Below are 14807 nucleotides of genomic sequence, written 5' to 3' on the forward strand. Positions count from 1 at the left end.
CTCTTGCCGTCCCCCGACCAGCCCCATCGCCCGGCCCCAAGCACGTAGCCAACTGTACGAAGCCACCCGTGAGGGGGGCACACCCGTTCGACCCACCGTCACCGCATAATGGCGCCCCGCACCCCCGGATCCCCCGTGACCAACGCGATTCCTGCCCTGCAGCCGCTGAGCACCACCGACCGCATCACCGTGATGGACATCCTGCGTGGCGCCGCCCTGTTCGGCATCCTGTTGATGAACATCGAAGCGTTCACCGGTCCACTGGACCTGTCCTTCACCGGGGTGGATCCGCACTGGCACGGCATCGATTACCTCGCCGACGCGCTGGTGTATGTGTTCGTGCAGGGCAAGTTCTTCCTGTTGTTCTCGCTGTTGTTCGGCGCCGGATTCGCGGTGATGGCCCAGCGTGCACAGGGCGCCGGGCGGGACTTCACGCCGATCTACCTGCGTCGCAGCGTCGCCCTGCTGCTGATCGGCGCCTGCCACGCGCTGCTGGTGTGGTCCGGCGACATCCTGCTGGTGTATGCGCTGCTGTCCTTCCTGCTGCTGGGCACGCGGCGCTGGCCGTTGTCGATGCTGCCGGCGATGGGCGCGCTGGTGTATGCCTTCGCCGTGGGGCTCAGCCTGCTGTTCGCGCTGCTGGTGTGGGCGGCAGCGCGCGGTGGCAGCCCGCTGGACAGCGCCGGCAGCATGCGCGCGGCGCAGGAGGTCATCGAAGCGCAGCGCCTCGCCTATGGCCAGGGAAGCTGGGCGCAGGCCAATGTGCAGCGCTTGGCCGACCTGCGCCACATGATCGGCGGCATCCTGATCACCGGGCCGGAGATCTTCGGCATGTTCCTGATCGGAGCCTGGTTCGCGCGCAGCGGTGCACTGGCCGACCCCACGCGCTTTGCGCCTCTGTACGCGCGCCTGCGCTGGATCGCCATGCCCGTGGGCGTGGCGCTGATGCTGGCCAGTGCCGCGTGGCACCCCTACCTGGCGCCCGGCGAGTTCACCGTACAGACCGGGCTGTCCTACGCGCTGGCGGCGGTGGCCAGCCTGCTGATGGCGCTCGGCTATCTGGGCTGGATCGTGCACGCGCGGCACGCGCTGGGCTGGCTGGCCGCCCCGGGGCGGATGGCGCTGACCCACTACCTGCTGCAGTCGCTGCTGTGTACCTGGCTGTTCTTCGGCTATGGCCTGGGCTTCTTCGAACAGCTGCCGCGGGCGTGGCAGCTGATATTCGCCGTGGCGTTGTTCGCGCTGCAGGTGGGCATCAGCCACCTGTGGCTGGCACGCTTCGGCCATGGCCCGATGGAGTGGCTGTGGCGGGCGATGACCTACCTGCAGTGGCCGCCGCTGCGGCGCACGCCGCAGGCGCGCTGATCGGGCACCGTCACGTCTGGCACGCGGCCGCTCGTGGCATGCTTTGCACTGGCACCCCCTGTTGATGCAACGAAGCGAGCGAGCCCGATGACAAGCACTGCGCATGACTACGATCTGATCGTCCTGGGGGGCGGATCGGGAGGCCTGGCCGCTGCCTTCCGCGCGGCACAGCACGGCAAAAAGGTGGCGATGCTGGAGCCCGGCGAGCTGGGCGGCACCTGTGTCAACGTCGGCTGCGTGCCGAAGAAGGCGATGTGGCTGGCGGCCGATCTGGCCGGACGCATTGGACTGGCACGTGCAATGGGCTTCGACGTCCCGCTGCGTCCGGCGCTGTCCTGGAAGGAACTCGTGGTGCATCGGCAGGCCTATATCGAGAACATCCACGTCAGTTATCGCAAGCGCCTGGACGAGACCGGCGTAGTGCGCGTGCCACGTCGTGGGCGGCTGGTGGATGCGCATACCGTGGAGTGCAGCGACGGGGTACGCCTCAGCGGCGAGCACATCCTGCTGGCTACCGGCGCGCACCCGCAGCGTCCGGACATCCCCGGCGCGGAACTGGGCCTGGTCTCGGATGATTTCTTCAATCTGTGCGACGCACCGGCGCAGGTCGCCATCGTCGGCGGTGGCTACATCGCGGTGGAGCTGGCCGGATTGCTGCAGGCGCTGGGTAGCCGGGTGACCCTGCTGGTGCGCGGTGGCCGGCTGCTGGACCGCTTCGATGGCGAACTGGCGGCGCAGCTGGCCGACAACCTGTGCCACCAGGGGGTGCGCATCCAGTTCAACTACCGCCTGCGTGAACTGCAGCGCGACGATGACGGCCAGCATGTGCGCGTGCTGGGCCACGATGGTCCGCTGGACAGCGTATTCGACACGGTGTTCTTCGCCATCGGCCGGCGTGGCAACTCCACCGATATCGGCCTGGAGCAGGTCGGTGTGGCGGTGGGTGACCGCGGCGAGGTGATCGTCGATGAGTGGCAGGACACGTCCGTGCCAAGCATCCACGCGGTGGGGGACATCGGCGGCAAGGTGGGCCTGACGCCGGTGGCGATCGCCGCTGCGCGGCATCTGATGGACCGGCTGTTCGGCGGCAAGCCGGACGCGAAGATGGACTATGAAAACGTCCCCAGCGTGGTGTTCTCGCATCCCCCGTTGGGCATGGTCGGCCTGGGAGAAGAGGAGGCGCGCGCCCGTTACGCCGAGGTGCGCACCTACCACAGCAATTTCCGGCCGATGCTGCAGGCGTTGGCCGACGGCACCCAGCGCAGCATGTTCAAGCTGGTCTGCGTGGGCGCCGAGGAGCGCGTGGTCGGCGTACACCTGCTGGGCGAGGCGGCCGACGAGATCCTGCAGGGCTTCGCGGTGGCGGTGAAGATGGGCGCGACCAAGGCGCAGTTCGACGACACCGTGGCGATCCATCCCACCTCCTCGGAAGAGATCGTGCTGATGCGCGGCTGAGCGCGTAGTGCCGACCTCGGTCGGCATGCAGCAGGACGAGCAGGGCGGCGCGCATGCGATAATCGCGCGCTGCATGAGCGCCCCTTCGCCTATCGCCACCTCGTCCACCCGCATCGCGCTGGGAGGCATCGGGCTGGCTGCGATCGGCGCGGTGGCAGCGTCCGGCAAGGCCGTCATCGTGAAGCTGGGCCTGCGCCATGGCGTGGATCCGACCACGCTGCTGGCGCTGCGCATGGCGATGGCGTTTCCGCTGTTCCTGCTGCTGGCCTGGTGGTCCTCACGCCGTGCCGCATCGCTGGGCTGGGCTGACCGCGCACGCATCCTGTGGCTGGGTTTCACCGGCTATTACCTGTCCAGCTGGCTGGATTTCCAGGGGCTGCAGTACATCAGCGTGACGCTGGAGCGACTGATCCTGTACCTCAACCCGACCCTGGTGCTGCTGATCAACGTACTGCTGGCGCGGCAACGCCCGGGCCGTTGGCAACTGGCCGCGCTGGCGCTCAGCTACGCCGGCGTACTGGTGGCGTTCGGCCACGACCTGCAGCGCGAAGGCGGGCAGATCGTGCTTGGCAGCCTGCTGGTGCTCGGCAGTGCGATCAGCTACGCGCTGTATCTGTTCGGCAGCGGGCAGGTGGTGGCGCGCATCGGCGCGGTGCGGCTGACCGCGCAGGCCAGCTGCGTGGCCTGCGTGCTGGTGCTGCTGCATTTCGGCCTGACCCATCCATGGCCGCTGCTGTGGCAGGCACCGGCAGCGGTGCAGTGGCTGTCGCTGGTCAACGCAACGGTCTGCACGGTGCTGCCGGTGATGGCGATCATGCTGGCGGTCAAGCGCATCGGCTCGTCGCTGGCCGCGCAGGTCGGTATGCTCGGGCCGGTTTCCACGATCGTGATGAGTCTATGGCTGCTCGACGAACCGATGGGCCCGGCGCAGATCGCCGGCACCGTGCTGGTGCTGTGCGGGGTGCTGCTGGTGACCCGCCTGCGGCGCTGACCCCGGAGCAGGCGCGCGAGCGCATCCTGGCGGTGATCCGCGCCATTCCGGCCGGGCAGGTGATGGGATACGGGCAGGTTGCCGCGCGCGCCGGGTTGCCGGGCAGGGCGCGGCTGACCGCGCGCGTGCTGGGCATGAACGATGATCCGCAGTTGCCGTGGCACCGCGTGCTGCGCGCGGACGGCCGCATCGCCATGCCGGAAGGTTCGCGCGGCTGGCGCGAGCAGAGCCAGCGCCTGCGTGCCGAAGGCGTGGTGGTGGAACGAGGGCGCGTGCGGATGCCTGCGCTGGATCCGGCGCAGGCGCTGGACGCGGAGATCTGGGGGCCGCGCTGAGCGTGTCAGCGGGCTGAACGCATGAGCGGCTGAAGACAACGCCATCCACGGGCGCTGCCGTTATGATGGAGGCCGTTCCAGAGGATGCCTCCATGCTTCCGCGACTGCCCACCGTTACCAAGGCGTTGCTGATCGCCAACGCGATCCTGTTCCTGCTGCAGCAGCCGTTCCTGCTGGGCGATGCGACCTTCGCACCGTTCATGCTGCAACCGCTGCAGGGCAGCTTCGATGCGTTTTCGCCCGGCGGCAATTTCCAGCCGTGGCAGCTGCTGACCTACGGTTTCCTGCACGGCAGCTTCGGCCACCTGTTCTTCAACATGCTCGCCGTTTTCATGTTCGGCGCACCGCTGGAACAGACCTGGGGCGAGAAGCGCTTCCTGACCTTCTACCTGGTCTGCGTGGCCGGCGCGGGCCTGTGCCAGCTGCTGGTGGGCAGCCTGATGGAAAATCCGGCGACGGTGCTGGGGGCTTCCGGCGGCGTGTTCGGCCTGTTGCTGGCCTACGGCATGCTGTTCCCGAACCAGCGGGTGATGCTGCTGTTCCCGCCGATTCCGATGAAGGCGCGCACCTTCGTGATCCTGTTCGGCGTAGGCGAACTGGTGCTGGGCGCCACCGGCTGGCAGCCGGGCGTGGCCCACTTCGCGCACCTGGGTGGCATGTTGTTCGGCTGGTTGCTGATCCGCTATTGGCGCGGCCAGCCGCCGTTCAAGCCGCGCCCACCGGGCCCGCCGAAGCGCCCGAACCACCTGCGCTCGATCAAGTAAGACAGGCCAGGGGAGTGGCGGCCGCTGGCCGTCACGTGCGCTCACCGGATGGCGGCCTCGATGGTGGCGATGTCGATCTTGTGCATGGTCATCATGGCGTCGAAGGCGCGCTTGGCCAGCGCCTTGTCTTTACTGGTGACGGACTCCAGCAGGATGCGTGGGGTGATCTGCCAGGACACGCCCCAGCGATCCTTGCACCAGCCGCAGGCGCTTTGCTGGCCCCCGTTGCCGACGATGGCATTCCACAGCCGGTCGGTCTCGGCCTGGTCTTCGGTGGCAACCTGCAGCGAAAACGCTTCGGTCTGGCGGAAGGCGGGGCCACCATTGAGGCCGACGCATGGCAGCCCGCAGACGGTGAACTCCACCGTCAGCACGTCGCCCTGGCTGCCTGATGGAAAGTCGCCGGGCGCATGGTGGACGGCGATCACCCTGCTGTCCGGGAAGGTCTGAGCGTAGAAGGTGGCCGCATCCAGCGCGCCGTTGTCGTACCAGATGCAGACCGTGTTCTTGTGGACCATGGTGGTGCTCCCGCAGGGACGAGCGTGCAGCGATAGCACGGCCGCTGTTAATCCCGGATCGTGCTCTACCGAGCCGCTGCCACGCTACCCTGTCGGCAGCGCGGACACGGACGCAACGCAGTGAAGATTCTCATCCTCGGGGGTTACGGTGTGTTCGGCGGGCGGCTGGCACAGCTGCTGGCCGACCTTCCCGCAGTGGAACTGCTGATCGGCGGGCGCACCCTGGCCGCGGCAACGGCGTTCTGCAAGGTGTTTGCGGGCCCGGCCCGGGTGCGGCCGCTGCAGCTGGATCGGCGCGCGCTGGCGCCTGCCCTGCAGCAGGAGCAGCCGCACCTGGTAGTGGATGCCTCCGGGCCGTTCCAGGCCTACGGGGCCCAGCGCTACGCGGCCATCGCCGCCTGCATCGCGTCGGGCATCGACTACCTGGACTTCGCCGACGCGGCCGATTTCGTTGCCGGCGTCGGGCGCTATGACACACAGGCCAAAGCGGCCGGGGTGTTCGTGCTGTCCGGCGTCAGCAGCTTCCCGGTGCTGACGGCCGCGGTGCTGCGGCAGATGGCGCGGCACATGGACATCACCCGCGTGGAAGCCGGCATTGCGCCCTCGCCCTACGCCGGCATCGGTCTGAACGTCATGCGCGCGGTGGTGGGCTATGCCGGCGCGCCGGTGAAGCTGCGTCGCGAGGGCCGCGATGCACACGGCATCGGCCTGGCCGAGAGCCGGCGCTTCACCGTGGCGGTGCCGGGCAGGGTGCCGCTGCGCAACCTGCGTTATTCGCTGGTGGACGTACCGGACCTGCAGGTGCTGCCGCCGGAGCATCCGGCCATGACCGATATCTGGATCGGTGCCGGACCGGTGCCGGAAGTGCTGCACCGGATGCTCAACCTGCTGGCCGCCGCGCGTCATCGCCTGCGCCTGCCTTCGCTGCAGCCGCTGTCCCCGCTGTTCCATCGGGTGCTGAACCGGATGAAGTCCGGCGAGCACCGCGGCGGCATGATCGTACGCGCCACGGGGCTGCGCGCGGGCGTGTCCATCGTGCAGAGCTGGCACCTGTTGGCCGAGGGCGATGATGGTCCGTACATCCCGTCGATGGCCATCGAGGCAATCATCCGCAAGCTGCTGCAGGGGGAGCGCCCTGCGGCGGGTGCGCGCGCGGCCACGCATGCGCTGGAACTGGCGGACTATGAGCGGCTGTTCGAAGGCCGCAGCATCCACGTCGGTTTCCGCCATGAGGTATCCGGCGCCAGCCTTTACCAGCGCGTGCTGGGCAGCGCGTATGCCAGTTTGCCGGCGAGCGTGCAGGCCCTGCATGCGCCTTCGGCACCGAAACGCTGGCACGGCTCTGCGCGCGTGGAACGGGGCAGCGGGATGCTGTCGCGGTTGTTGGCAGCGGTGTTCGGCTTTCCCCCGGCGGGCGAGCAGGTGCCGGTGATCGTGGAGTTCACCGAGGAGGCCGGTGGCGAGCGCTGGACACGCCGCTTCGCCGGCAGGACCTTCTCTTCGCTGCAGACCGCGGGCGTGGGCCGCAACGAAGCCCTGCTGGTCGAACGCTTCGGAGTGATCGACGTCGCCCTGGCGCTGGTGGTGGACGGCGGCCGGCTGCAGTTGCTGCCGCGGCGCTGGTCGGTGTGGGGCGTGCCGTTGCCGCGATGGCTGTTGCCCGGTGGCAACAGTTTCGAAGCGGACGTGGACGGTCGCTTTGCGTTCGACGTGGAGATCGCCGCGCCGCTGGTGGGGCGGATCGTGGCCTATCGAGGAACGCTGGACGCGAACCATGAGTGAAATGCGGATGTCGCGAGTGGCCGGGACCCCGCTTCCGGCTGTCGCGCCTGTGTGACCGGGGCAAGCTGATTGCGTAACCGAGCGCCGTCATCGACCCCGAAATGCCCTCATGTCGTTTTCGTCATAGGCCTGCGGTTCAGCTGCTTGTTCAACTTGCGTTGCAGATCTGCGGTGGACCGCGGCCTGCTTCCCCTTGGACAAGGAGTTTGCATGAGCAGCATCAAGCGGGCCGCAACATTGAAGCGGACCAGCATCGTCGTGGCCCTGATGTCGATCATCGGCGCGGCCTCCGCACAGAGCACCACCGGCTCGCTGTACGGCAGCGCACCGGGCGCTGCGGGCGCTTCGATCATCGTGGAGAGCGACAGCGGCCTGAAGCGCACCGTGGAGGTGAACGCCAACGGCCGCTACACCCTCGGTGCGCTGCCGGTCGGCAAGTACACCGTGACCCTGCAGCGCGATGGAAAAGTGGTGCAGCAGCGCGACAACGTGCAGCTGAAGGTCGGTGCGGGCACCGATGTCTCCTTCGCAGAAGCGGCGGCCACCACGCTGGAAACCGTGACCGTGACGGCGGCCCAGCTGCCGAAGATCGATGTCACCAACACCGTCTCGCGCTCGGTGATCACCTCCGAACAGCTGGATGTGCTGCCGCTGGGCCGCAGTGCCGAAGCGATCGCGCTGCTGGCGCCGGGCGTGGTCGCCGGCAGTGGCGCGTTCGTCAACGGTTCGCGTTCTTCGCTGTCCTTCGGCGGCGCCAGCGTCACTGAGAACGCGTACTACCTCAACGGCTTCAATGCCACCAATCCGCTCAACAACATCGGCGGGGTCAGCCTGCCCTACGGCTCGATCGACCAGCAGGAAACCTTCACCGGCGGCTACGGGGCCAGTTACGGACGCTCCACCGGCGGGGTGATCAACCAGCTCGGCAAGCGCGGGACCAACCAGTGGCATTACGGTGTCCAGGCTACCTGGCAGCCGGGTTCGCTGGCCGAATCGCCGCGCGATATCCGCTACCCCGGTGCTTCGCTGCCGCCCGGCTATGAACTGCAGGATCCCACCCTTCCCGGTTCGCTGTACCGTTCGCGACGCGGCGACAGGGCCGACCGGACCACCTACAGCGGCTATGTCAGCGGCCCGCTGATCGAAGACCGGCTGTTCTTCCACCTGGCCGGCGAGTACGACCGGTCCCGCGGTGTTCTGACCAACAGCATCGAGTCGGCCCAGCAGGGCAGGCGGCATTACACTCTGGATGCGCCGAAGTTCTACGGCAAGATCGACTGGAACATCAACGACAGCAATACGCTGGAGTACACCCGCATCCAGAATACGGATCGCTACGACGCCTACTACCGTGCCTACGATTACCCCACACGGCAGGAAGGCGAGCGCACCGGCACGTTCGCCAACACCACCAAGCTCAAAGACAACTTCGATATCTTCAAGTTCACCAGCTACCTCAGCGAGGACCTGACGCTGAGCGCGCTGTGGGGGCGCAGCAGGCAGCGCAACCTGGACGCGAATCCGCTCGATTCGTCCAATCCGTTCATCAGCGGCGCCAACAACCAGGATCCTTCCATCACCGGTGGCACGCCGATCCGCAACGACCAGCCCGCCATGAATGACAAGGCTTCCAATGCGGGCAGCAACACGCGCGGGCTGCGCGTGGACCTGCAGTACCGCATCGGCGACCATGAGCTCACCGCCGGCATCGACAACATGACCTTCCAGGCCAACAACGAGGGCCAGGCGATGACCGGTCCCGGCCATGCGTGGATCTATTCGCGCGTTGCCCCGGGCTCCTCGCCGTCGCCGGGCTTCGGTATCACCCCGCCCGGCGGCGACGGCTACTTCGTGCAGAAGTACATCTTCTCCACCACCACCAGCATGTCGCTGCAGCAGAAAGCGTACTACCTGGAAGACCGCTGGCAGGTGACCCCGGACTGGCTGCTGACCCTGGGCCTGCGCAACGACAAGTTCACCAACTACAACAGCGCCGGTGTGGCCTATGTGGAAAGTGGTGACCAATGGGCCCCGCGGCTGGGCGCGGCGTGGGATGTGTTCGGCGATTCCTCGTTGAAGGTATTCGCCAACCTGGGGCGCTACTACCTGGCGCTGCCCAACAGCGTGGCCATCCGCGGTGCATCGGCGTCGACGTATACCCGCGAATACTTCACCTACAGCGGCATCGATGCCAACGGCAACCCGACTGGCCTGACCGCGCTGGGACCGGGTCCGGTCTCTTCCAACAACGAGTACGGGCAGACGCCTGACCCGCGCAGCGTGGCGCCGGCGGACCTGAAGTCGCAATACCAGGATGAGCTTATCTTGGGCTTCGAAAAGACCCTCGGCGATTCCTGGAACAGCGGCGCCAAGGCGACCTACCGCCGCCTGCAGACCGCGATCGACGACACCTGCGATGCCGGCCGCATCGGTGAAAAGCTGAACGCGATGGGGGTGGATTCCAGCACACTGGATATCCCCGGCTGCGTGATCTTCAACCCAGGCAAGCGCAACACCTTCCTGTTGAAGAAGCGCGACGGCTCGGGCTATCTCCCGGTGAGCATGAGTGGCGAGGATTGGGGGCTGGGTGGGCAGAAGGCCAAGCGTGACTACGTGGCGGTGGACCTGTTCATCGAGCACCCGATGCGCAACAACTGGTACGGCCGCGTGGACTACACCTGGTCGCGCAACTTCGGCAACACCGAGGGCCAGGTGAAGTCGGACCTGGGCCAGAACGATGTGTCCAAGACCCAGGATTGGGATTCGTCGTACCTGATGGAATACGCCGGCGGCTATCTGGCCAACGACCGTCGCCACCAGTTGAAGGGTTACGGGGCCTACCAGTTCACCGACGAATGGACGGCCTCGGCCACCCTGCGGATGATGTCCGGTGCACCCAGGACCTGCCTGGGATACTACGGCGCCGACGAGAGTGACCCGGTCGGTTACGGATCGTCGTACCACTACTGCAATGGCAGCCCGTCGCGTCCTGGCGATGCCGGTCGCCAGCCGTGGACCGCGCGCGTCGACCTCGGCGTGATGTATCGCCCTGCGTTCGCGCAGAAGCGGCTCGCATTCGGGCTGGATGTGTTCAACGTGCTCAACCAGCGCCGCCCGCTGCAGTCCGAGAGCAAGTATGAGCAGGGCCCGTACACCGTCTCCAACCTCTACGGCGTCGGCACCTACTTCACTGCGCCGCGCTCGGCCCGGCTGACCGCCTCGTACGATTTCTGACAATCACACGCTGCACCGGCCACGAAAAAGGGCGCCCCTCCGGGCGCCCTTCCTGTTTGCTGCCGAAACAGCCGACTCAACGCCAGACGCGGATCTGTTCGGCATCGGTACGCTGCATCGGCTGGCCCGGCTTGCAGGTGAAGCTGGCGCCGAAGGCCGGCAGGTTGGCCAGCGGGCCATTGGTGCGCCACTTGCCCGGTGCTTCGATGTCCATGCTTGCACGTGCCGCTGCTTCGTTGGGCGACAGCTGCTGCGGCCACAGGGCGGCCCAGGCAGTGAAGAAGCCCTGCTGGTCAGCCGGCTTGGCGTTGGCTTCGACGGCGCGGTAGGCATCCCAGGCCAGCTCCAGCCCGGCCAGGTCGGCCAGATTGTTGTCTGCGGTGAGCGTGCCGTTGACCTTGGCACCCTTCACGCCCGGGAAATCGTAGGCGCTGTACTGCGTGGCCATGCGCGTGCCGAGCAGGGTCCAGGCGGTCTTGTCGGCCGGGGTCCACCAGCTGCGCAGTTCGCCACGTGCGTCGATCAGCGCGCCCTTGGCGTCGATCGCACGGGTCAGCTCATGGCCGACGAGTGCGCCGTAGCTGCCGAACTTGTTGGCCGCGCTGGACTGGGCGTTGAAGATCGGGTCCTGCAGGGCGGCGGCGGTGACGATCAGGCGGTTCTGCGCCAGGTCATACGCCAGCGACGGCTGCTGCGGCAGCACGTCCCAGCGACGGTCTGCGTTGCCGCGGCCGATGCGCTTCATTTCTTCGCGGTGGCGCCAGGTGGAAGCGATCAGCATGTTGCCGCCGAAGCTGCCGCGGCCCATCGGCTGCACGCTGTAATCCAGATCGCGCAGCGGGGTGCCGATCTCGATCTTCAACGCGCCCAGCTTGGCTTCCGCTTCGGCCTTGGCTTCGGCGCTCAGCCAGGTGCTGCGCTTGACCGCTTCGATCTGCGTTTCGCGCAGCTTGTCGATGATCCAGGCCGCCTGGCGGCGATCTTCGGCGCTCAGGTGCTTGGCGGCGTACTCACGGCCGAGCATCGGACCGGCGGCGACGTTGATCGCATCCAGGACCTGCTCCCAGCGCGGGGCGGGCAGGGTCTGTGCACGCAGCACGCGGCCACGGAATTCGAACTCGGCGTCACGGTAGGCCTTGGACAGGTACGGTGCCATCGCATCGCCCACGCGCCAGCGCAGGTAGGCCTTCCACTGGTCCGGCTTGATCCGGGTGACCATGCCGTCCAGCGCCTGGAACAGCGCGGCGTCGGACAGCGACACCAGGTCGTCGTTGACGCCCTGCACCTTCAGGAACGCGTCCAGCTGCAGGTTCTTGTACCGGCCGTTGAGGTCGCGGGTGGAGATCGGCGCGTAGTTGCGGAACGGGTTGTTGAGGTCGGCCAGCGACTGCGCGTTGCGCGCCAGCTCGGTTTCCAGCGCGATCACCGAGGCGACCTCGGTATCCAGTTTGGCCGCAGGGGTGCCGGTCAGCGCCAGGATCTGCTTGACGTAGGCGCGGTAGCGGCCCATCACCGCGACGGTGTCGGCGTCGGTGCGGGTGTAGAAGGCCGGGTCCGGCAGGCCCATGCCGCCCTGCATGAAGTAGCCGATGTGGCGGTCCAGCGCCTTCAGGTCAACGTCCGGGCTGAAGTTGAACGCCACCGGGATACCGACCTGGTGCAGGGCGGCGATCGACGCGGGGACATCCTTGGCGCGCTTGATCGCATTGATGCGGGTCAGCAGCGGGGCGATCGGATTGGAGCCATCGGCTTCCACCGCCGCTTCATCCAGGCCGCTGGCCCAGAAGTCGCCGAGCAGCTTCTGCACGTTGCCCTGCGGGCTGGCCATGGCGCCGTCCAGCAGTTCGCGCTGCTGCAGGCGGCTGCGCTCGACCAGTTGCCCCAGCGCGGTGGTGGCGCCGGTCTGCGGAACCGGGTTGGCCTTGAGCCAGGCGGCATTGGCCGCGTCGTGGAAATCGGTGCACTGCGCGCTGACGGCCGGCGCACGTGCGGCCTTCTTCTTGGCGGCGAGCGCATCGTGGACGGGAACCAGCATGGCCAGGCTGACGCCCAGGGAGATGGCAAGCGGACGAAGAGTGGGCATGTAGAGCAAATCCATGATGGATTAAGGGCGGGCGAACTATAGCAAGCCGGGCATGTGCACGGCATGCACGCCAGCGCCGGTCACCCCGCGGCTGGCATCACCAACGAAGAGGCCCGGGTTTCCCCGGGCCTCGCTTTCAACGCGGCTTCAGCCGTGGCTTACCAGATCACGACCTTGGCATCGCCAGCGCGCGACATCGGCGAGCCGGCCTTGCACTGGAACGCGGCGGCGAAGGTCGGCAGGTTCGACGGCGCGCCCATCGCGCGGAACTGCGCCGGTGCGTGCGGATCGGTGGCCAGGCGGACCTTGGCGTTCTCCGGGGTGTACTTGGTGCGCCACACGGTGGCCCAGTTGAAGAAGAAGCGCTGGTCGCGGGTGAAGCCATCGACCTTCGGATCTTCCTTGCCGGCCGATGCCTTCTGCAGCGCATCGTAGGCGGTTGCGAGGCCGCCCAGGTCGGCGATGTTCTCGCCCAGGGTCAGGCTGCCATCGACGGCCTGGCCATCCACCTTGTACTCGTTGAACTGCTTGACCAGCTTGCCGGTCAGGCCGGAGAAGTTCTTGCTGTCCGCTTCGGTCCACCAGTTCTCGAAGTTGCCGGTCGGTCCGAAACGGCTGCCCTGGTCGTCGTAACCATGGGTCATCTCGTGGCCGATCACCGCACCGATGCCGCCGTAGTTCAGCGCGTCGTCGGCGTTGGGATCGAAGAACGGCGGCTGCAGGATGGCGGCCGGGAACACGATCTCGTTCTGCAGCGGGTTGTAGTAGGCGTTGACGGTCTGCGGGGTCATGCCCCACTCGGTCTTGTCCACCGGCTGGCCGACCTTGGCCAGGTTGAACTTGTAGTTGAAGGCGTTGGCGGCGCGGACGTTGCCGAGGAAGCTGTCACGGCCGGTTTCCAGGCCGGACCAGTCACGCCACTTGTCCGGGTAACCGATCTTCGGGGTGAAGGTTTCCCACTTGGCGATCGCCTTGGCCTTGGTCTCATCGCTCATCCAGGTCAGGCCCTGGATGCGCTCCTTGAGCGAATCGGCCAGGTTCTTCACCAGCGTTTCCATCTTCGCCTTGGCTTCCGGCGAGAAGGCGACCTTGACGTACAGCTGGCCGAACGCTTCGCCGGCACCATTTTCGATGGTGCCCAGCACGCGCTTCCAACGCGGCTTCTGTTCCTTCTGGCCGTTGAGGGTCTTGCCGTAGAAGGCATAGTTCTCATTGGCGAAGGCATCGCTCAGGTACGGCGATGCGCTGTCCACGGTGTGGAAGCGCAGGTAGGCGCGCCACACGGCCGGATCGGTATCACCCAGCGCCTTGCTGACTTCCTCATGGAAGGCCGGGATGGCCAGCGAGAACTTCTCCGGCGCGGCCACGCCCTGGCTCTTGAAGAACTCGGTCCAGCTGAAGTTCGGGGTCAGGGTATCGGCTTCGGCCAGGGTGACCGGGTGGTAGTACAGCGAGACGTCGCGCGACAGTTCGACGCTGGACTTGGAGGCCTTGGCCAGGCGGGTTTCGAACTTGATGACCTCGGCTGCCTGGGTGGCGGCGTCGGCGGCCGGCACGCCGGCCAGCTCCAGCACCTTGGCCACGTGGGCCTGGTAGGCCTGCAGCTTGTCGGCCTTGGCCGCGTCGGTATAGAAGGTCTTGTCCGGCAGGCCCAGGCCGCCCTGGCTGGCGTAGGCCATGTTCACCGCGGAGTTCTTGAAGTCCGCTTCGGCGCCGAAGCCGAACAGCACGTTCTCACCCTTGGCGGCGGTGTCACGCAGGTAGGCGGCGATGGCGGCCTTGTCGGACAACGCGTCGATGGCGGCCAGGTCGGCCTTCAACGGCTCGATGCCCTGCGCGTTGATCTTGGCTTCGTCCATGCCGGTGGCCCACAGGTCACCGACCACCTTTTCGATGTGGTTCGGGTTCTTTACCTGCGCGACCTGCTCGGCCAGCTGGTGCTGGGCGGCGACCGAACGCTCGTCGAGGATGGTGAACGCGCCCCAGCTGGTGCGGTCGGCCGGGATTTCATTGGCGGCCAGCCACTTGCTGTTGACGTAGTCGCCGAAGGCGGTGCACGCGTCCAGCGTGGTGTCCAGGTCGCTGGGCTGGAAAGCGTTGTACGCCGGCAGCTTGGCCTGGTCCAGGGTGTAGGTGTGGGCTTCGGTGGCGGCGGCCGGGGTGGAGGCGGCGCCTTCCTTGGCCGGGGTTTCGCTCTTGCCGCAGCCGACCAGCGCGGCCGAAACGGCCAGGGTCAGCAGGACGATCTTGGGAGTACGGGTCACTTTTGTATGGCCTCCA

The 14807-nt window shown here is 67.1% G+C and carries 10 protein-coding genes; 7 read left to right on the plus strand and 3 right to left on the minus strand.

Annotation, left to right across the window (positions count from 1 at the left end; all coding sequences use genetic code 11):
- Window positions 1-108: 108 nt before the first annotated feature.
- The 5 genes from CXG43_RS15090 (at window position 109) to CXG43_RS15110 (ending at window position 4910) form a co-directional block, all read left to right on the plus strand.
- The gene (locus CXG43_RS15090) at window positions 109-1365 is read left to right on the plus strand and encodes a DUF418 domain-containing protein (RefSeq protein ID WP_101100672.1); all 1257 of its coding nucleotides are present in this window, start codon (window positions 109-111) and stop codon (window positions 1363-1365) included.
- Window positions 1366-1452: 87 nt separating this feature from the next.
- Complete coding sequence (gene gorA, locus CXG43_RS15095) at window positions 1453-2820, plus strand: glutathione-disulfide reductase (protein ID WP_101100673.1); 1368 nt, start codon at window positions 1453-1455, stop codon at window positions 2818-2820.
- Between the two features lie 73 nt (window positions 2821-2893).
- On the plus strand, window positions 2894-3811 hold the full coding sequence (locus CXG43_RS15100) for a DMT family transporter (RefSeq protein ID WP_101100770.1): 918 nt from the start codon (window positions 2894-2896) through the stop codon (window positions 3809-3811).
- Window positions 3775-4146: an MGMT family protein gene (locus CXG43_RS15105; RefSeq protein ID WP_232767835.1), complete on the plus strand. Its 372-nt coding sequence runs from the start codon at window positions 3775-3777 to the stop codon at window positions 4144-4146. Before CXG43_RS15100 ends, CXG43_RS15105 begins: the two co-directional genes overlap by 37 nt.
- A gap of 92 nt (window positions 4147-4238) precedes the next feature.
- Window positions 4239-4910, plus strand: a complete 672-nt coding sequence (locus CXG43_RS15110) for a rhomboid family intramembrane serine protease (RefSeq protein ID WP_042614086.1) — start codon at window positions 4239-4241, stop codon at window positions 4908-4910.
- A 41-nt stretch (window positions 4911-4951) separates the two neighbouring features.
- Here CXG43_RS15110 and CXG43_RS15115 read toward each other — a convergent pair whose 3' ends face one another.
- Window positions 4952-5428 (minus strand): VOC family protein, encoded by a 477-nt coding sequence (locus tag CXG43_RS15115; protein ID WP_101100675.1) that lies wholly within the window; start codon window positions 5426-5428, stop codon window positions 4952-4954.
- A gap of 120 nt (window positions 5429-5548) precedes the next feature.
- Here CXG43_RS15115 and CXG43_RS15120 point away from each other — a divergent pair, with 120 nt between their 5' ends.
- The gene (locus CXG43_RS15120; protein WP_101100676.1) at window positions 5549-7210 is read left to right on the plus strand and encodes an SDR family oxidoreductase; all 1662 of its coding nucleotides are present in this window, start codon (window positions 5549-5551) and stop codon (window positions 7208-7210) included.
- Between the two features lie 210 nt (window positions 7211-7420).
- Window positions 7421-10444, plus strand: coding sequence for a TonB-dependent receptor (locus tag CXG43_RS15125; RefSeq protein WP_101100677.1), 3024 nt, complete (start codon window positions 7421-7423; stop codon window positions 10442-10444).
- A gap of 76 nt (window positions 10445-10520) precedes the next feature.
- On the opposite strand, the gene CXG43_RS15130 is transcribed toward CXG43_RS15125, so the two are convergent.
- Together CXG43_RS15130 and CXG43_RS15135 are read right to left on the minus strand one after the other, a co-directional pair.
- Window positions 10521-12527, minus strand: coding sequence for a M13 family metallopeptidase (locus CXG43_RS15130; protein WP_101100771.1), 2007 nt, complete (start codon window positions 12525-12527; stop codon window positions 10521-10523).
- Window positions 12528-12685: 158 nt separating this feature from the next.
- Window positions 12686-14791 (minus strand): M13-type metalloendopeptidase, encoded by a 2106-nt coding sequence (locus CXG43_RS15135; protein ID WP_101100678.1) that lies wholly within the window; start codon window positions 14789-14791, stop codon window positions 12686-12688.
- Between the last annotated feature and the right edge of the window lie 16 nt (window positions 14792-14807).

The organism is Stenotrophomonas sp. Bg11-02 (assembly GCF_002836635.1).
Taxonomy (GTDB): Bacteria; Pseudomonadota; Gammaproteobacteria; order Xanthomonadales; family Xanthomonadaceae; genus Stenotrophomonas; species Stenotrophomonas lacuserhaii.